Genomic DNA, 17,328 nt, shown 5'->3' on the forward strand with positions numbered 1-17,328 from the left:
GGCGCTGTTTCTTTATATCAGGTCTTGAACCATGCGTGGCCAAACCGCTCGAGCAGCCGGTCGGCCTGCACGGGTCCGGAGGAACCCGTAGGATAGCTGACAAGAGGAAGCCCTGCTTCGCGGTATGCGGTGCGGAGCTGCTCGACGTATTCCCAGCCGGTTTCGATCTGGTCCCATTGGGAGAACCAAAAGTGTTCGCCGCGGATGCAGGCGCCGATCAGCCGTTCATATGCCTCCGGTGTGTTGATGCGGTTTTCCAGCAGGCAGCTTTGGCAAAAATCCATCTTTGCCTGGGTGATATCAGTGGTATCGCCCGGTTTTTGGATATTGAACTGCAGATAGACGCCCTCGGTCGGCTGTATGCGGATGACAAGAACGTTATGCGCAACATCCGGACGGGGGCGCCGGAATGTTACGACGACGTTCATCTCCCGCTCGCCCAGCTTTTTCCCTGTGCGGATATAGAAGGGTGCGCCGCGCCAACGGTCATTGTCAATAAACAGACGTAAAGCAGCGTAGGTATCTGTCTGGGAATGGGCGCCCACCAGCTTTTCCTGCCGGTAGCCCTCATATTGGCCAAGGACGAGCGTATCCTTGATCGGCTCCTGGCCGACCGGACGCAGGGCATGCAAAACCTTGAGCTGTTCCGCGTGCATATCCGAGCCGATATAATCGCTGGGCCTCTCCATCGCCACGATAGAGAGAATTTGGAACAAATGGTTTTGCACCATGTCTTTCATGGCGCCGGCTTCGTCATAATAGCCGCCGCGGGATTCGACGCCAACATCCTCCAGCGCGGAGATCTGCACGGATTCAATGAAGCGCGCATCCCACAGGTTGGTAAAAATCGGATTGGAGAAGCGGATTGTTTCAATGTTGCGGACCATTTCCTTGCCGAGGTAGTGGTCGATACGGTAGATCTGGTCCGGAGAAAAAATCGTTTCCAGCCGGCGGTTTAAGTCCTTTGCCGCTTCGAGCGTTTCACCGAACGGCTTTTCCAGAATCACCTTGCCGCGGGAGGCGCCTGATACCGACGCCAGATTTTCGGCGATCAGACCGAAAAAGCGGGGCGCGACTGCAAGGTAAAAAATAAATTCCTCAATTCCGTGCGCGCTGAAATAGTCATTCAGCTCCTGATAGGCGGCAGGGTCGGAGAAATCCATGCGGTAGTATGCGATGCGGGAGGCAAATCGCCCGAACGCGCGATCCGAGTAGGGCAGGCGCGCAAACTTCTGCACCCATTCACGGGCAAGCGCACAGTACTGCTCAGTGGTATACTCCCGCCGCCCGATGATAATGATTTGATAATCCTCGGATTCCGCGCCGGAAATGCTTCCGTTGTAAAGCGCGGGCAGGAGTTTGCGGAAGGTCAGATCGCCAGTGCCGCCAAAAATAGTAAAGGCCTTGCTCATTCCGTTTTCCTCCATTCGTGATGAAATGCTCCGGTACGGTCGGTGCGCTCATAGGTGTGCGAGCCGAAGAAGTCGCGCTGTGCCTGGATGAGGTTCGCGCCTGTATGCGGGGAACGGAACGCATCCAGATAGGAGAGCGCGTTTGTCATGGCAGGCAGGGGCAGCCCTGTCCGGATGCCCGAAGCGGCCGCGCTGCGCAGGCTTTGATGGTTTGCGGCAATTTTTTCGTGGAAAAAGCGGTCGAGCAGGAGGTTCCCGAGCAGCGGATCGCGCCGGAATGCGGCGGTGATATCGTTCAGAAAGTCTGCCTGAATGATACAGCCGGCGCGGAAAATAGCGGCGATCGTTCCCAGGTCAAGTGACCAGTGATAGCGTTCGGAAGCGTCCCGCAGCAGCGAAAAGCCCTGGGCGTAAGCGACGATCTTCGCGGCATAAAGCGCGCGGCGGATCTGTTCGGCAAATGCTTTTCGGTCCTGCACCGGAGGAACTGCGTCCACCTCAAGCAGACCAGCCGCCTTTTCGCGGGTTTCCAGCGCATTGGACATGACGCGCGCGCCTGCCGCCGCTGTGATCATGGAAACATCCACGCCCTGGCGAAGCGATTCCATACTTGTCCAGCGTCCGGTGCCTTTTTGAGCCGCGCTGTCAAGAATGTGGTCGATCAGATCGCCGTCCGCAAGGTCGTCCCTCTCCCGAAAAATGTCTGCGGTGATACCGACCAGAAAGCTTTTCAGCTCTCCCTGATTCCAGTCCGCATACAGCTCTGCAAGCGCAGCGTTGGAAAAACCACCGCAATATTTGAGCAGCAGGTAGCTTTCCGCGATAAGCTGCATATCGGCATATTCGATACCGTTGTGGACCATTTTCACATAATGTCCGGCACCATCCGGTCCGATATAGGCACAGCATGGCATTTGCTCCGCGGTCGCCGCGATGGATTCGAGAATAGGCTGCACCGCGGGATACGCGTCCGCATCGCCGCCCGGCATGATGGAGGGGCCGCGGCGGGCGCCTTCCTCTCCGCCGGAAATGCCAACGCCAAAGTATTGGATGCCTTTTTCGGAAAGCATCCGGCTTCTCCGTCGGGTGTCTTCAAAAAAGGAATTTCCCCCATCCAGAAGAATATCACCTGTGGCCAGCAGAGGGAGGAGCTGATCGATCACAGCGTCGACCGGTGCGCCCGCCTGGATCATCAGCATGACGCGGCGCGGCCGCTTGAGGGCGGAGACGAACGACTCCAGTGTATAAAACGGCATAAGATTGGGATGCGGGTGCTCCAGCACCACCGCTTCCGTGACCGAACGGCTACGGTTATAGCCGGCAACGCAAAAACCGTGGTCAGCCATATTGAGCGCAAGGCTACGGCCCATAACGGAAAGTCCGATAATGCCGATATCACAAAGCTTCATTTTTCATGTTCCTTTCTTTCTTGGGCATCAAAAACAATACTGACGCCTTGGTGGATGATTGTATGGCCGCAGGCCGCGCCGAGGCGGCCGGTGGCAGAGTCGCGCGGGAAGCTGACCAGATCGCCGGAAAAGCGGTTTGCCGCGAGCAGCCAGCGTCCGTCCGGCGAGAGGGCGATATCACGCGGATGTTCGCCTCCGGAGGGAATGCGCTGAATGACCTGCAGTTTGCCGTTCCTTCGCTCCAAAACGACGATCTGGTCTGCGCCGCGCACCGAGATATACAGGAACCGGTGGTCCGGTGAAAGACGGATCGCGGCGGCTTCGTCTCGCGCGGGGTCGGGGGAGACCAGCAGCGGAACACGCTGAAATAGGCGGAATTCTCTGTTTCCGCAGATATGGAAGCAGTAAAGGGAATTATCCTTTTGGGCGGCTACATACAGGGCTTGGGATGTCTCATCCAAAACGGCGTGCCGCGGGCCGCTGCCCTGCGGAAAGGGGATCGTGCCGCAGGGGGTGTGATCGGGAATATGGAACATGCGAATCTCGTCCAGCTCCATGCAGGGGACCAGCAGCGTATCCGCGTGAAAAAGGACCTGATGGCAGCCCGCGCCGGGCGCTATGGGTATTGTGTACTGAAAAACCGGTGTCTTATCAGCAATCCGGTAAAAAGAAACCGTTCCGGCGTGAAAATTGGCGGTATACCCATACGTCTGATAGAACGCCGCATGGCAGCCTGCGCTTCCCTCGGTGAGGGCTTCCACCTGAAAGGGGTGGGAAGACTGGCGCAGATCCGCCACACAGAGTCCGGCCTTACCTGCACGCCCTACGACCGACGCCAGCAAACCGTCTTGGCGTATGGCGAGGTATTTGGAGTCAGGCACGTCTAAAACGCAGTTCTCTCCTGCCAATTTACCGGATTCGGCGTCCAGAAAAAAACGATAAATCCCCTGCGAGCGGCTGGAATGGTAGGTGCCGACATAGCCTGTAAAGCGATCCATAAGCATTCTCCTTTGGTAAGCCTGCAGTAACTGCTGTTACTGTAATTGTATGGGCTGCGGATGAAAAAAACAAGTCAAAACGCAAACAATACCTAACAAAAAGATGCCAATCAAATATCCTGGGAATTGCTATAGTATACAATTCTGATAGAATTTTGTCAAAGCGCCGCGTTTGAGGCGGCAAAGCAGCCATTTCAGAGAGAAAAAACGAATTATTTGCGGTGCAACATTGAAACGGCTGGCGGTTTGTGGTAAAATAGACCCACTGCTTGAAAAGTAACGAGGGAATTATGAAAATAGGAACTTTTAATCTGCTCAAAACAGAGGGATACGCCAGAAGAGGGGAATTTTGCACCGCCCACGGCGTTGTGCAGACACCGGTGTTCCAAAATGTCGGAACGGCCGGCGCGATCAAGGGCGCGGTTGATGCGTTTGACCTGAAAGCGCTCGGATGTCAAATCGAACTGTCCAACACCTATCATCTGCATGTGCGGCCGGGGGATCAGATCGTCAGGCAAATGGGCGGGCTGCACCGCTTTATGCGTTGGGACGGCCCCATGCTGACCGATTCCGGCGGCTTTCAGGTGTTCTCTCTGGCTACGTTACGCAAAATCAAGGAAGAGGGCGTGACGTTCCATTCACATGTCGATGGGCGCAGGATTTTTATGGGGCCGGAGGAAAGCATGCGGATCCAGTCGAACCTCGGCTCGGATATTGCAATGGCGTTTGACGAATGCATTGAAAATCCGGCACCGCGCGAATATGTTAAAGACTCGATCGACCGGACAACCCGCTGGCTGCGGCGCTGTAAGGCAGAGCTTACGCGGCTCAACAGCCTGCCGGATACGGTAAATCCGCAGCAGATGCTGTTCGGCATCAATCAGGGCGGCACCTATGACGACCTGCGCATCGAGCATATGCAGGCGATTGCAGAGCTTGACCTGCCCGGCTATGCGATCGGCGGCCTCGCGGTGGGCGAAAGCACCGAGGTCATGTATCACATCCTGGATGTGGTGCTGCCGCATGCGCCGGAAAACAAGCCGCGTTATTTGATGGGGGTTGGCACACCGTCCAACATTATCGAAGGCGTGGCGCGCGGCGTTGATTTCTTTGACTGCGTCATGCCGACCAGAAACGCAAGGCATGGACACCTGTTCACGCATAATGGTATTTTAAACATTATGAACGCAAAATATCAGACGGATGACCGGCCGATCGAGGAAGGCTGCGGGTGCCCGACCTGCCAGAGATTCAGCCGTGCTTATCTCCGCCATCTGCTCAAAAGCGGTGAAATGCTATCTCAGCGCCTGTTGGTCATGCATAACCTGTGGTTCTATAACCATTTGATGCAGGAGATCCGTGATGCACTCGAACAGGGCACATTTGCTGCGTTCCGCGCGGAATACAGCGAAAAAATGAGCAAAAGGATATAAGGGTATACCAGGCTTTCTCCTATGTGGAGAAGGCCTTTTTCTTTCATATCCGTGCATAACTCGGCATAGCCTTAAAGTGAAATGGGGTCATGCCGTGCGGATTCAGAAAAAAACGATTCTATATGCGGCCGGAATCCTTGCCTGCGGCAATTTGGCGCTGCAGGCGCTGGGATTCCTTTATCGCGTTATCCTCAGCCACTTTGCCGGCGCGGAGGGGCTTGGCGTTTACCGCCTGGTCAATTCCGCCTATCTGGTACTCAATGCCGGCTGCCTTTCCGGCGTGACCATGGCCTGCTCCCGTCTGAGCGCGGCCAGCGAGGCAAGGGGAGAGCGCGGAAAAATCGGTGCGATCCTCCGGCTGGCGTTCACAGTTTTTTTTACACTATGTACATTCTGCGCGGCGGTCATCCTGCTTTTCGGAAACAGGATCGCGGCCGGATGGCTGGGAGATATCCGGTGCGCCAAGGCGTTCCCGTTCGTTCTATTATGCCTCACGCTGACCGGTGTGGAGAATATCTTCAAGTCCCTGTTTATCGGCCTGGAACAAATGCAGTTTACCGCCTATTCCGAGGTAGGAGAACAACTGATCCGGATTTTATCAGTCGGTATCCTGTTATATGAATACCAGGGAGAGGATTACGGAACGATCGCTATGCTGATTTTTGCTGGCATGGTGGTGAGCGAAGTGTTCAGCGCTTTGTTCCTGACACGTCTGTTCCAGAAAAATATAGCGGCTGGTCAGCGCGCCGGAAGACTCGACGCAGAGACAAGCAAGCAGTTTTTCTTTATCGCGTTGCCGCTTTCCGCATCGGCTTTGGTCGGCAATATCATCAGCTCGGCCGGTTCGGTCCTGCTTCCGCAGCGGCTGATGGTGGCCGGACTGACCTATGAACAGGCACTCTCGGCACTCGGTGTAATCTCCGGTATGGCGATGCCTCTGCTTCTTCTTCCAGTGGCGCTGGTCAGCTCAGTCTGCACCGCTCTGCTTCCGGCAGTCACCGCAGCGCAGGCGGTCGGGAATATCAAGCGCGTGCAGGCGTTAATCGGCAGATCGGTTTCCACCGTCGGCCTGATTGCGCTGCCTGCTACAGCGGTGCTGATTCCGCTTGCGCCGCAGTTGAGCGAGTTCTTCTTTGGCCAGCCGTTGACGGCCGGTTATGTAGCCCTGCTGGGAGCGGTCGCAATCGTCAGTTACTACCAGATGTCGTCCGGCAGCCTGTTGAACGCGCTCGGGCTGCAGCATTTGAATGTGGTCACGGCAGTCAGCGCGGAGCTGGTCCAGCTCTGCCTGATGTATCGCTGGTGCGCACGGCCGACACTCGGCATTTACGGTTATCTGCTCGCCATGCTGCTGACCAGCGCGGGTGCGTTTCTAATCAATTTCTGCATTTTGCAGCGGCATACCGGCTTCGCGGTCCGGCCGCTGCGCCGCTTTGGCGTTCCGCTACTATGCGGCGCTACCCTTTTTTGCTGGACGCGGATTTTCTACTCTGTTCTGCAAGAGTACCTCATGAATGATATTGCTGCACTGGGGGCGACAGTGTGCGGCGCAGGGCTTCTATACGTCGTTGTGCTGCGGCTGTTGGGCATACGTCTGATCCGATATCTGTCCCGCAGAATCGAAAAGCCACAGATGCCAAACGTCTGTATGTGGTAGACCGTCTTGACAAAATACCCCTGAACGGATAAGATTAAGTACAACAGAACGGCTCCTGCCCGGCAGCGGCAGGGGCTTTTTTTCGGAAGAAAAGAGGGAATCGAATGGAACTGACCATGTGCTGCCCGACTCTGTTCGGGCTGGAAGGGATCGTCGCGGACGAACTTCGGTTCGGGGGAAAGCTGGAGGAAGTGCATGCCGAGAACGGCAGGGTTTTATTTGCGGGAGATGAAAATACGCTCGCATGGGCCAATCTGAACCTGCGCTGTGCGGAGCGCGTCCTGATCCGTCTCGGCGTGTTTTCCGCGAAAAGCTTCGACGCTCTGTTCGAGGGTGTGCGCGCGCTGCCTTGGGAGCAGTTTATTCCGAGGGACGGGTCCTTCCCCGTCAAGGGGTACAGCCTGGATTCGGCGCTCCACTCCATACCGGACTGCCAGCGGATCGTGAAAAAAGCGGTGGTGGAACGTTTGGGACATGCCTATGGTCTATCCTGGTTCGAGGAAACCGGCGCGAAATACCAGATACAGTTTTCCATTATGCGCGATACAGCGGAGGTATTTCTGGATACCTCCGGCCTGGGGCTGCATAAGCGCGGATATCGCGCAAACAGCAACGCCGCGCCGTTGCGGGAGACGCTCGCGGCAGCCATGGTCAAGCTGGCACGCTGGCGTGGACGAGAACCGCTGCTGGATCCATTCTGCGGTTCGGGAACGATTGCGATTGAAGCGGCGATGATCGCCCAGCGGCGCGCGCCCGGGCTGCTTCGGTCATTTGAGGCGGAGAAATGGGGTTGCCTTGACGCAGACGCCTGGCGGCTGGCTCGCGAAGCGGCCATCGACCTGACGGATGGCGGCGCGCGGTTTTCGATTGTTGGAAGCGATATCGATCCAGCATGCGTCCAGCTTTCCATGGAGAACGCACGGAAAGCGGGCGTTGCGGGTACGGTGTTTTTTGAGCAGGTAGATGCTGTGCAGCACGATTACAGCGGGGAAGGGGTGGTGTTTGCCAATCCCCCATATGGCGAACGGCTGCTCGATGTGCAGCAGGCGGAAGCGCTCTATCGTGCGTTCGGACGCGCAACAGGGAAATCACCGATGAAGCAGTATATTCTAAGCTCGGACCCGCTGTTTGAGCGCTGTTACAGCCGGCCAGCGGATAAAAGGCGGAAGCTGTATAACGGCATGATCAAATGCGAGCTTCATATGTACTATAAGCACTCAATGCATTCGTCTGCTAAAAAACGAGAAAACGGGTCAAAGTGATTCACAAAAAATTCATAAATTTTATGTCAGTTTTTCCAAAAAAACTCTTGCACAACGAAAAGAGTTGATGTAATATAATAATCGAGTTAGCACTCAGGACGAAAGAGTGCTAAACCCTGATTCAGTCAACTTTAATTTTTATAGGAGGAACCCGTTATGAAACTCAAGCCCCTTTCTGATCGTGTTGTTATCAAGATGATCGAGGCGGAGGAGACCACTGCCAGCGGCATCATCCTCACCGCGTCTGCGCAGGAAAAGCCGCAGGTCGCTGAAATCATCGAGGTCGGCCCGGGCGGCGTTGTCGATGGTAAGGAGATCAAAATGGAGGTCCAGAAGGGCCAGAAGGTCATTACCAGTAAGTACACCGGCACAGAGGTCAAGCTGGACGGCGAAACCTACATCATCGTTCGTCAGGGCGATATTCTTGCAATCGTAGAGTAATTTGAGGAGGTAATTTATCATGGCGAAACAGCTTATTTACGGCGAGGACGCGCGCAAGGCGCTGCAGCGCGGCATCGATCAGCTCGCCGATACCGTTAAAGTTACGATCGGTCCGAAGGGCCGCAATGTTGTTCTGGACAAGAAGTACGGCGCGCCGCTGATCACCAACGACGGCGTCACCATCGCCAAGGAGATCGAGCTTGACGATCCCTATGAGAACATGGGCGCGCAGCTTGTGAAGGAAGTTGCGACCAAGACTAACGACGTGGCGGGCGACGGCACCACCACCGCGACCGTGCTCGCGCAGGCGTTCGTGCGAGAGGGTCTGAAAAACGTGGCTGCGGGCGCAAACCCGATGGTCATGCGTCGCGGCATTTCCAAGGCGGTCAATGCGGCGGTAGAAGCGATCGCCAAGAATTCCAAGGCGGTTGACGGCTCCAATGATATCGCCCGTGTCGGTGCGATCTCTTCCAGCGATGACGAGATCGGCCAGCTGATCGCGGAGGCGATGGAAAAGGTTTCGACCGACGGCGTAATCACGGTGGAAGAGTCCAAAACTGCGGAAACCTATTCCGAGGTTGTCGAGGGCATGCAGTTTGACCGCGGCTATGTCACCCCCTATATGTGCACGGATACCGAGAAGATGGAAGCAAATCTGGACGATGCGCTGGTCCTGATTACGGACAAGAAGCTGTCTAACATCCAGGAGCTGCTGCCGATTCTGGAGCAGGTTGTTAAGTCCGGCAAGAAGCTGCTGCTTATTGCCGAGGATATCGAGGGCGAGGCGCTGTCCACCCTGATCGTTAACCGCCTGCGCGGCACGTTCACCTGTGTTGCGGTCAAGGCGCCGGGCTTCGGCGACCGCCGCAAGGATATGCTGCGTGATATCGCGATCTTGACCGGCGGCACGGTGATCTCCGAAGAGATCGGCATCGAGCTTAAGGACGCCACCATGGATATGCTGGGTTCTGCGCGTCAGATCAAGGTCACCAAGGAAACCACTACGATTGTGGATGGCGCGGGCGACAAGCAGGATATCGCCAACCGCGTAGCCGAGATCCGCGGCGCGATCGAGCGCACAACTTCCGACTTTGACCGTGAGAAGCTGCAGGAGCGCTTGGCGAAACTGGCGGGCGGCGTAGCGGTCATCAAGGTCGGCGCTGCTACCGAGACTGAGATGAAAGAGAAGAAGCTGCGCATCGAGGACGCCCTCAACGCGACCCGCGCGGCTGTTGAGGAAGGTATCGTAGCCGGCGGCGGCGTTGCGTATGTCAATGCGATCGCAGCAGTCGAGGCGCTGGCCGAGACCGCCGAGGGCGACGAAAAGACCGGCATGCAGATCGTTGCGCGCGGCCTTGAGGCGCCGATGGCACAGATTGCGATCAACGCGGGCATTGAAGGCGCAATCGTTGTCGATAAGGTCAAGAATTCCGGCAAGGTCGGCTATGGCTTTGACGCGGCGACCGAGACATATGGCGATATGATCACCAATGGTATCGTCGACCCGACCAAGGTTAACCGCTCCGCGCTGCAGAACGCGGCGTCCGTGGCTTCCATGGTGCTGACCACCGAGAGCCTGGTTGCGGATAAGAAGGAACCTGTGGCTCCGGCTCCGGCTGCACCGGATATGGGCGGCATGTATTAATCCAAATTCCCGTTCGGTTGAAAAAATACTCCGACAATTAAAGTCGGAGTATTTTTTTCATAGGCACGGACACAGCCCTCATTTGTTTTTGCTGTACTTTTACCGCCGGTCATGATATACTGGAGCAAAGGAGGGGATAGTAAATATGATTTTTGGCGTTGACAGTCTCTATATCTGGGTGGCTGTTATCATCATCGGCGTTGCGGTTGAAGCTTTTTCGCTGGACCTGTCGGCAATCTGGTTTGCGGTCGGCGGCGTTGCAGCGTTGATCGCCGCGAGTATTGGGCTGGAGATGTCCGCGCAGTTGGTCATCTTCGTTTTGTTCTCCGCGGTTTTGCTTCTGCTGGTCCGTCCGTTTTGCCGGCGCTTCCTCAAGACCAAAAAGGAAGCGACCAATGCAGACCGCATCATTGGTCAATCTGCTATCGTAACGGAGGGGATTGACAATATCCGCGAAACTGGCGCAGTCCGTATATCGGGAAATATATGGACTGCACGCAGCGCGGATGATTCCCTTGTCCCGCAGGGCGCAATGGTCGAAATTTTGGAAATCCGCGGCGTCAAGGTGATCGTAAAAAGGTTGGATAAAGATTCAGTTAAGTAAAGGAGAACACTATGCCTTATTTAGTTCCGATGATTTGGATTGTTTTGGCGATCCTGCTGATTGTTTTTCTGGGCAGCAATATTGTTATTGTACCGCAGGCGAAAGCCTTTATCGTGGAGCGGCTTGGCACATACCGCGGCACATGGAACACAGGCCTGCATTTTAAGGTGCCGCTTTTTGAGCGGATCGCCCGCAAGGTGACGCTCAAGGAGCAGGTCGTCGATTTTCCGCCACAGCCTGTGATCACGAAGGATAACGTAACCATGCAGATCGATACTGTTGTCTATTTCCAGATTACGGACCCGAAGATGTTCACATACGGTATCGAAAGCCCGATGGCAGCGATCGAAAACCTGACGGCAACGACGCTCCGCAATATTATCGGCGATTTGGAACTGGACCAGACGCTGACCAGCCGGGACATCATCAATACCAAAATGCGCGCGATTCTGGACGAGGCTACGGATGCGTGGGGCATCAAGGTCAACCGTGTGGAGCTGAAGAACATCATCCCGCCGGCGGCAATTCAGGAATCCATGGAAAAGCAGATGAAGGCCGAACGCGAGCGCCGCGAATCCATCCTGGTGGCAGAAGGCAAAAAGCAGTCCGCTATTCTGGTAGCGGAAGGCGAAAAGGAAGCGACCGTTCTGGCGGCAGAAGCCAACCGCCTGGCAAAAATCAAGGAAGCGGAAGGCGAGGCGGAAGCCCTGCTGACCGTGCAAAAAGCGCTGGCTGATTCGATTTCCCTCCTAAACAACGCTGCTCCAACCGAACAGGTCATCAAGCTGAAATCGCTGGAAGCGTTCAGCAACGCAGCGGACGGCAAGGCGACAAAAATCATTATTCCGAGCGAAATACAGAGCCTTGCAGGATTGGCAACTTCATTTAAGGAAGTTATGACTGATCCGAAAACCGAAAAGTAAGCCGTGGCGGCCAGCCTGCCGGATATGCTCCGGCGGGCTGGTTTTTTGCTGTATTCTTGACAGATTGGCTTTTGAATGATACTATACTTTAATAGGTACTTATGTGTCTCGGGAGGGGTTTCGTTGGCAGTCAGAAAGAATCAAACCGAGGTGGAATGCTGCGAGGAGCATATCGTCCATACGGATGCTGTACGGCAGGCGCGCAGCACGATGCCGGGAGATGAGATCACATCGGCCGCTTCAGATTTTTTTAAGGCGTTTTCCGATAAAACACGGCTGCGCATCCTGACCGCTCTGGCAATAGAGGAATTATGCGTTTGTGATATTGCGTCGCTGTTGGGGATGAGCCAGTCCGCGATTTCCCACCAGCTCCGCTTTTTGAAGCAGGCGCGTCTGGTAAAGAGCCGGAAAGATGGAAAAACCGTGTATTATGCGCTGTGCGATGACCACATTCAGACAATTTTGGCACAGGGCATTGCGCATGTACAGGAGGGATAGACGATGGACGAAAAGAAAAACCGGTCGGAGGATCAGCCGGCTGGAAATCGTGAAGAAGGGCAAACGCCGCAGAATATGGGCGCGCCGGAAGAGCTTCTGGCGCAGGTTTCCGCAGGGCCGATCGCTTTTCCCGACGATTTTGTGGAAAATATTTTGTCCGATCTTGAAGAAAGCGCTTCTGATTTTCCAGAGCTTCCGGTAGAGCCGCTGACAGCGACGCCGATTGCCGGTTCCGCGCCTGCACAGACTCCTCCGCAGGAGGCAGAGGAAAAAACAGATTCGGCGCCGCAGGAAGAACTGCCGCAGGACGAGGAGCAGCCGGAAGCGAAAGAGGACGTTCCTGAGGAGGGACAGCCGGAAGCCGCGGAAGAGGAGGAACTGCCCGAACCCGAGAGGGAGACGGCTGAAGAGGAGAATACCGAAGCGCTTCCTCCGCTGGATGAAAGCCTTGCTCTGGTGCAAAATGAACCTGAGCAGCCAGATGAGACAGAGGGCATGTCTCTGATCGAACGCGCGCGGTATCACGCCCGAATGCGGCGGCGGGAGCAGACCCGCCTGCGCAGGGAAAACGCGCGACGCGGCGGCGCGGAGCCTTATCAGCCCATGTCTATGATGGATGTTCGCTTTACTTCGGTCCGTTTGGCAGTGGCGGTGGTTTTCCTGCTGCTAGGGCTGCTTTTGCAGCGTACCAGCGACACGGTCGCGTTCATTCTGTATCTGATCGCCTATCTGATCACGGTTCTGCCGATCGCCGCGAATGTGGCGCGCAACTTTACCCACGGGAAATATTTTGACGAATACCTGCTGATTCTGGTTTCTTCGTTCGGTGCGTTCCTGCTTGGGCTGCACGCGGAAGCGAGCGTGGTCCTGATCCTGCATGGCGTAGGCAAAATGATCAGCGATCTGGTGCTCAGTTCCACGCACAAGTCGCTTTCCCAGCAGGTTGATTTCATCCCAGAACGGGCGTCGGTCGTCAATATGCAGGGAGAAGAACGGCAGGTCACACCCGCCGAGATCCGTGTGGACGACTTTGTTCTGGTCCGGACGGGCGAGCGCATCCCGATTGACGGCATTGTATTGCGCGGCGAAGGCATAGTGGATGATACGGTCTTGACTGGCGACAGCGAGCCGGCACCGGTGGTTAAAAACGCCAAGGTACTGGCCGGCAGCCTGTATACCGGTTCTTTGCTGCTGCTGCGGGCGACCGCAAAATTTGAGGACTGCGCGGTCAGCCAGATCATGCGTGTACAGGAGGAGGGGGCGGGCCGGAAAGCCTCTCTGGAGGACAGTGTGATGCATGGCGCGGCGCGCTTTATTCCGGTCATTGTCGTTTTGGCGATACTCCTTTCGGTCATCCCGCCTCTTTTCAATTCCAGTACCCCGATGCAGAATTGGGTCTACCGCGCGCTGACGATTCTTGTGGTATGCTGCCCGACCGCGCTGGTAATTTCGGTCCCGCTCAGTTTTATGGGAGGAAGCGGCCGCCTGTCGCAAAAGGGCATCCATGTCAAGGGCAGTGAAGCGGTAGAGAAAATGGCCGAGTTGCGTATGGTTGTTTTCGATAAAACCGGAACCTTGACCGAAGGGAACCTGCGTATCAAGGAGATCCACGGAACACAGGATTTTAATCAGGAAAGCATCCTTGCGCTGGCCGCCGCTGCGGAGCAGCTCTCCAAGCATCCGGTCGCCCGCGCGGTCGTTTCCGCTTATCAGAGCGTGCCGCAAAAGATCAGCGAATTTGAGGAGTTCCCGGGACGGGGCGTGCGCGCGCGCATCGGCAACCGGAACCTGCTTGTCGGCAACCGCCGGCTGATGGTATCGCGCGGCGTAAAGGGCGTGCCGGATATCCGCGGCACGGTCGTTTATGTCGCCTATGAAGGCGATTATGCCGGCGCGATCGTGCTTGAGGATACCGTCCGTCCGGAAGCGGCGGAGGCGGTTTCCGGCCTCAAGAGCCAAGGGGTCCTGCGCACGGTCATTTTGACCGGCGATACCGAATCGCCTACCCAGCAGACCGCGGACGCAGTCGGAATCGATACGGTCCACTATGGCCTGCTGCCCGAGGAAAAGGCATCGAAAATGGAATTCCTGCTCCGCACGATCCCAACGGACGGTACGGCGGCTTATGTGGGTGACGGCGTAAACGATATCGAGGAGCTTAAGCTGGCGGACGTCGGTGTGGCGATGGGTGTAGCCGGATCACAGGAATCCGCGGACGCCGCCAATGTGCTGATTATGACCAACAGCCTGACTCGCCTTTCCGACGCCATGCGGGTCTGCCGCAGAACGCACAATATCGCGCTGCAAAACATGGTGCTGGTGCTGGCGATCAAAGTGATCCTGGTCCTGCTCACCATCCTGGGCGTGACAAGCATGTGGCAGGCAATCGCGGCAGATGTTCTGCTTACTATCCTGACCGTACTCAACGCGGCCCGCATTTTAGGCATCAAATAAAGAAAAAGACCATGCCAGATTCAAGATGGTATGGTCTTTTTGCTCGATTTATGTTATACTGATTCTGTATCTTGTTTTGGAGGAAAACGACTTGCACAAAAAGATGGAAGCCATCCTGTCCCGCGTACAGAAGCCGGCGCGCTACGTCGGCGGCGAATGGGGATCAGTGATGAAAAATAAAAAGGACGTAGACCTCAGGTTCGCTTTCTGTTTTCCGGACACCTATGAAGTCGCCATGTCTCACTTGGGTTCCCGCATTCTGTACGGCCTGCTCAACGACCAGAAAGGAATCTGGTGCGAGCGCATCTGCGCGCCGTGGATCGACATGGAGGAGGAAATGCGGCAGGCGGACATCCCGCTTTACGGTCTGGAAAGCGGCGATCCGCTTTATGAATTTGATATCATCGCGTTCACCCTGCAATACGAGCTTTCCTTTACCAATATTTTGAATATGCTCGACCTCGGCGGTGTGCCGGTGCTGGCGAAAAACCGCACGGAGCTGAAACATATGGTCGCCTGCGGTGGGCCGTGTGCTTACAATCCAGAACCGCTCGCGGATTTTGTCGACCTGTTCATGATCGGCGACGGCGAGGAGATCATGCTCGAGTTCACCGACCTGTACCGCAGGGCCAAGCGCGAGGGCTGGACCAAGCAGACCTTCCTGATTCAGGCGGCACAGATCGAGGGCATGTACGTTCCTTCGCTATACGAGGTCGCTTACCACGAGGACGGCACCATCGACCGCGTTACGCCCACGCATGGCGCGCCCGCGCTGGTGCAAAAACGCATCGTCAGTGATCTGGACACCATGTACTATCCGGAATCCTTTGTTGTTCCTTCGACCGATATCGTGTTCGACCGCGCGATGATCGAGCTGTTCCGCGGCTGCCCGCGCGGCTGCCGCTTCTGCCAGGCAGGGCATACCTACCGGCCGCTGCGCACCAAGTCCAAGGAGGTGCTGCTGAAGCAGGCGGAGGCCGTGCTCAAAAACTCGGGCTATGAGGAGATTTCGCTTTCCTCGCTGTCCACCAGCGACTACGGCGACCTGTCCGGCCTGACCGAGTGCATGCTCGACTACTGTGAGCCGCGGCACATCAGCCTGTCGCTGCCCTCGCTGCGGGCGGACAGCTTCAGCGCCGAACTGATGCAGCGCGTGCAGAAAACGCGCAAAAGCGGCCTGACCTTTGCCTGCGAGGCAGGTACCCAGCGCCTGCGCGACGTGATCAACAAGAACATCCGCGAGGAGGACGTGCTGCACGCGTGTGAAATCGCGTTTCAGGGCGGCTGGAACAATGTAAAATTATACTTCATGATCGGCCTGCCGACCGAGACTTATGAGGATCTGGACGGTATCGCGGAAATCTGCAAAAAGGTGGCCTACTGCTGGCGCATGAATACCAATAACCGTGCGCGCGGCGTGCGCATCACAGCCTCGGCCTCCTGTTTTGTACCCAAACCGCAGACCCCGTTCCAGTGGGACGCGCAGGATACGCTCGAACAGTTCCGCGAGAAGCAGGCACATATGAAGGTCATCATGAAGACCAAAAACGTCACCTACAACTGGCACGACGCCGAGACTTCAGTGCTTGAGGGCGTGATCGCCCGCGGCGACCGGCGGCAGGGAAAGGCGATTTACCTCGCTTGGCAGCGCGGCTGCAAGATGGACAGCTGGGATCAGTGCTTTGACTATGAAAAATGGATGCAAGCCTTTGCCGACTGCGGACTTGACCCTGCGTTCTACGCGTCCCGCCAGCGCCCGCTGGACGAGGTGTTCCCGTGGGACCACATCGGCTGCGGCACACGCAAGGAGCACCTCAAGCGCGAATGGGAGCTGTCCCGCAAAGCGGCGGTCACGCCCGACTGCATGCACAAATGCGCGGGCTGCGGCGCGAACGCCCTGCTGAAAGGAGGGAAGTGCTGTGTTTAAGGCCAGAATGAAATTTGCCAAGGAGGGGCGGGCAAAGTATATTTCCCACCTCGACCTGATGCACACTATGCAGCGAGCGATGGCGCGCTGTCAGATGCCGCTGTGGTTTACCGAGGGCTTCAACCAGCACGCCTATGTGTCGGTCGCCCTGCCGCTCTCAACCGGTTATTCGGGCGAGTGTGAATTCCTGGATTTCAATATCACCTCCGAAGTGGTTCCAGAAAACGCGGTGGAAGCGCTCAACGACGTGTTCCCCGCGGGATTGCGCGCGATTGAGATTTACCCCCTCGAGGATGGGGGAATGAAGGTCGGCGCGATTGCATGGTCGCAGTACCGCATCACCTGGGGCTTTGAGGATGCGGCTCCCGCAGGCTTTACCGGCGCAGTGCGCGCGCTGTTCTGTCGCCCGTCGGTCGAAATCATCAAGCGCTCCAAGCGCGGGGAAAAGACGGTCAATATGAAGGACCTGATGTGCGATTTAACCGTTTCCGAAAGCGGAGACGAGGTGACCGCCGTCGTCACCACCGCCGCGGGCAACAATAACATGAGTCCGGAATACCTGACAAGGGCGATCCGGCAGTATCTGCCGCAGTACGATATCCCGTTCAGCGCGTATCACCGCATGAACGTATTTACGGCTGACGGCACCCCATTCCGATAAGAGG

Annotated in this window: 14 protein-coding genes; 11 read left to right on the forward strand and 3 right to left on the reverse strand. The window is 56.4% G+C overall.

What is annotated here, in order from left to right; translation table 11 throughout:
* Window positions 1-17: 17 nt before the first annotated feature.
* Genes zwf through H8S45_RS01175 form a run of 3 tightly spaced genes read right to left on the reverse strand, consistent with a single transcriptional unit; the run spans window position 18 to window position 3,819 of the window.
* The gene (gene zwf, locus H8S45_RS01165; RefSeq protein ID WP_147573678.1) at window positions 18-1,412 is read right to left on the reverse strand and encodes a glucose-6-phosphate dehydrogenase; all 1,395 of its coding nucleotides are present in this window, start codon (window positions 1,410-1,412) and stop codon (window positions 18-20) included.
* A complete protein-coding gene (gndA, locus tag H8S45_RS01170; protein ID WP_054325935.1) occupies window positions 1,409-2,821 on the reverse strand; it encodes an NADP-dependent phosphogluconate dehydrogenase in 1,413 nt (470 codons plus the stop codon). Before gndA ends, zwf begins: the two co-directional genes overlap by 4 nt.
* The gene (locus tag H8S45_RS01175) at window positions 2,818-3,819 is read right to left on the reverse strand and encodes a lactonase family protein (RefSeq protein WP_186949442.1); all 1,002 of its coding nucleotides are present in this window, start codon (window positions 3,817-3,819) and stop codon (window positions 2,818-2,820) included. The genes gndA and H8S45_RS01175 overlap by 4 nt, the downstream gene beginning before the upstream one ends.
* Before the next feature lie 290 nt (window positions 3,820-4,109).
* Between H8S45_RS01175 and tgt the strand changes: the two genes are divergently transcribed.
* The 11 genes from tgt to H8S45_RS01230 all read left to right on the forward strand — a co-directional run bounded on the left by tgt (window position 4,110) and on the right by H8S45_RS01230 (window position 17,324).
* Complete coding sequence (gene tgt, locus H8S45_RS01180; RefSeq protein ID WP_107630488.1) at window positions 4,110-5,252, forward strand: tRNA guanosine(34) transglycosylase Tgt; 1,143 nt, start codon at window positions 4,110-4,112, stop codon at window positions 5,250-5,252.
* Between the two features lie 94 nt (window positions 5,253-5,346).
* Entirely contained in the window at window positions 5,347-6,909 is a 1,563-nt protein-coding gene (locus H8S45_RS16700) for an oligosaccharide flippase family protein (protein ID WP_147573680.1), read from the forward strand.
* A 104-nt stretch (window positions 6,910-7,013) separates the two neighbouring features.
* On the forward strand, window positions 7,014-8,171 hold the full coding sequence (locus H8S45_RS01190; protein ID WP_147573681.1) for a THUMP domain-containing class I SAM-dependent RNA methyltransferase: 1,158 nt from the start codon (window positions 7,014-7,016) through the stop codon (window positions 8,169-8,171).
* A 156-nt stretch (window positions 8,172-8,327) separates the two neighbouring features.
* Complete coding sequence (locus H8S45_RS01195; protein ID WP_054325939.1) at window positions 8,328-8,612, forward strand: co-chaperone GroES; 285 nt, start codon at window positions 8,328-8,330, stop codon at window positions 8,610-8,612.
* 19 nt (window positions 8,613-8,631) lie between these two features.
* A complete protein-coding gene (groL, locus tag H8S45_RS01200) occupies window positions 8,632-10,257 on the forward strand; it encodes a chaperonin GroEL (protein ID WP_054325940.1) in 1,626 nt (541 codons plus the stop codon).
* A 145-nt stretch (window positions 10,258-10,402) separates the two neighbouring features.
* A complete protein-coding gene (locus tag H8S45_RS01205; RefSeq protein ID WP_054325941.1) occupies window positions 10,403-10,861 on the forward strand; it encodes an NfeD family protein in 459 nt (152 codons plus the stop codon).
* A 29-nt stretch (window positions 10,862-10,890) separates the two neighbouring features.
* Window positions 10,891-11,784 carry an SPFH domain-containing protein gene (locus H8S45_RS01210; protein ID WP_054325942.1) on the forward strand — a complete coding sequence of 298 codons (894 nt, stop codon included), beginning with the start codon at window positions 10,891-10,893 and terminating at the stop codon, window positions 11,782-11,784.
* A gap of 123 nt (window positions 11,785-11,907) precedes the next feature.
* Window positions 11,908-12,282, forward strand: coding sequence for an ArsR/SmtB family transcription factor (locus tag H8S45_RS01215; RefSeq protein ID WP_242977793.1), 375 nt, complete (start codon window positions 11,908-11,910; stop codon window positions 12,280-12,282).
* Between the two features lie 3 nt (window positions 12,283-12,285).
* On the forward strand, window positions 12,286-14,736 hold the full coding sequence (locus H8S45_RS01220; RefSeq protein ID WP_054325944.1) for a heavy metal translocating P-type ATPase: 2,451 nt from the start codon (window positions 12,286-12,288) through the stop codon (window positions 14,734-14,736).
* 103 nt (window positions 14,737-14,839) lie between these two features.
* Entirely contained in the window at window positions 14,840-16,663 is a 1,824-nt protein-coding gene (locus H8S45_RS01225; RefSeq protein ID WP_186949474.1) for a TIGR03960 family B12-binding radical SAM protein, read from the forward strand.
* Window positions 16,656-17,324 carry a TIGR03936 family radical SAM-associated protein gene (locus H8S45_RS01230; RefSeq protein ID WP_054325945.1) on the forward strand — a complete coding sequence of 223 codons (669 nt, stop codon included), beginning with the start codon at window positions 16,656-16,658 and terminating at the stop codon, window positions 17,322-17,324. The genes H8S45_RS01225 and H8S45_RS01230 overlap by 8 nt, the downstream gene beginning before the upstream one ends.
* The last annotated feature ends 4 nt before the right edge of the window (window positions 17,325-17,328 follow it).

This window comes from Agathobaculum faecis, from assembly GCF_014287995.1.
In the GTDB taxonomy this organism is placed as follows: domain Bacteria; phylum Bacillota; class Clostridia; order Oscillospirales; family Butyricicoccaceae; genus Agathobaculum; species Agathobaculum ammoniilyticum.

Bases quoted from the DNA above. Each gene is read 5' to 3' on its own strand.
- zwf (WP_147573678.1), bottom strand. From the start codon at position 1,412: ATGAGCAAGGCCTTTACTATTTTTGGCGGCACTGGCGATCTGACCTTC.
- gndA (WP_054325935.1), bottom strand. From the start codon at position 2,821: ATGAAGCTTTGTGATATCGGCATTATCGGACTTTCCGTTATGGGCCGT.
- H8S45_RS01175 (WP_186949442.1), bottom strand. From the start codon at position 3,819: ATGGATCGCTTTACAGGCTATGTCGGCACCTACCATTCCAGCCGCTCG.
- tgt (WP_107630488.1), top strand. From the start codon at position 4,110: ATGAAAATAGGAACTTTTAATCTGCTCAAAACAGAGGGATACGCCAGA.
- H8S45_RS01190 (WP_147573681.1), top strand. From the start codon at position 7,014: ATGGAACTGACCATGTGCTGCCCGACTCTGTTCGGGCTGGAAGGGATC.
- H8S45_RS01195 (WP_054325939.1), top strand. From the start codon at position 8,328: ATGAAACTCAAGCCCCTTTCTGATCGTGTTGTTATCAAGATGATCGAG.
- groL (WP_054325940.1), top strand. From the start codon at position 8,632: ATGGCGAAACAGCTTATTTACGGCGAGGACGCGCGCAAGGCGCTGCAG.
- H8S45_RS01205 (WP_054325941.1), top strand. From the start codon at position 10,403: ATGATTTTTGGCGTTGACAGTCTCTATATCTGGGTGGCTGTTATCATC.
- H8S45_RS01210 (WP_054325942.1), top strand. From the start codon at position 10,891: ATGATTTGGATTGTTTTGGCGATCCTGCTGATTGTTTTTCTGGGCAGC.
- H8S45_RS01220 (WP_054325944.1), top strand. From the start codon at position 12,286: ATGGACGAAAAGAAAAACCGGTCGGAGGATCAGCCGGCTGGAAATCGT.
- H8S45_RS01225 (WP_186949474.1), top strand. From the start codon at position 14,840: ATGGAAGCCATCCTGTCCCGCGTACAGAAGCCGGCGCGCTACGTCGGC.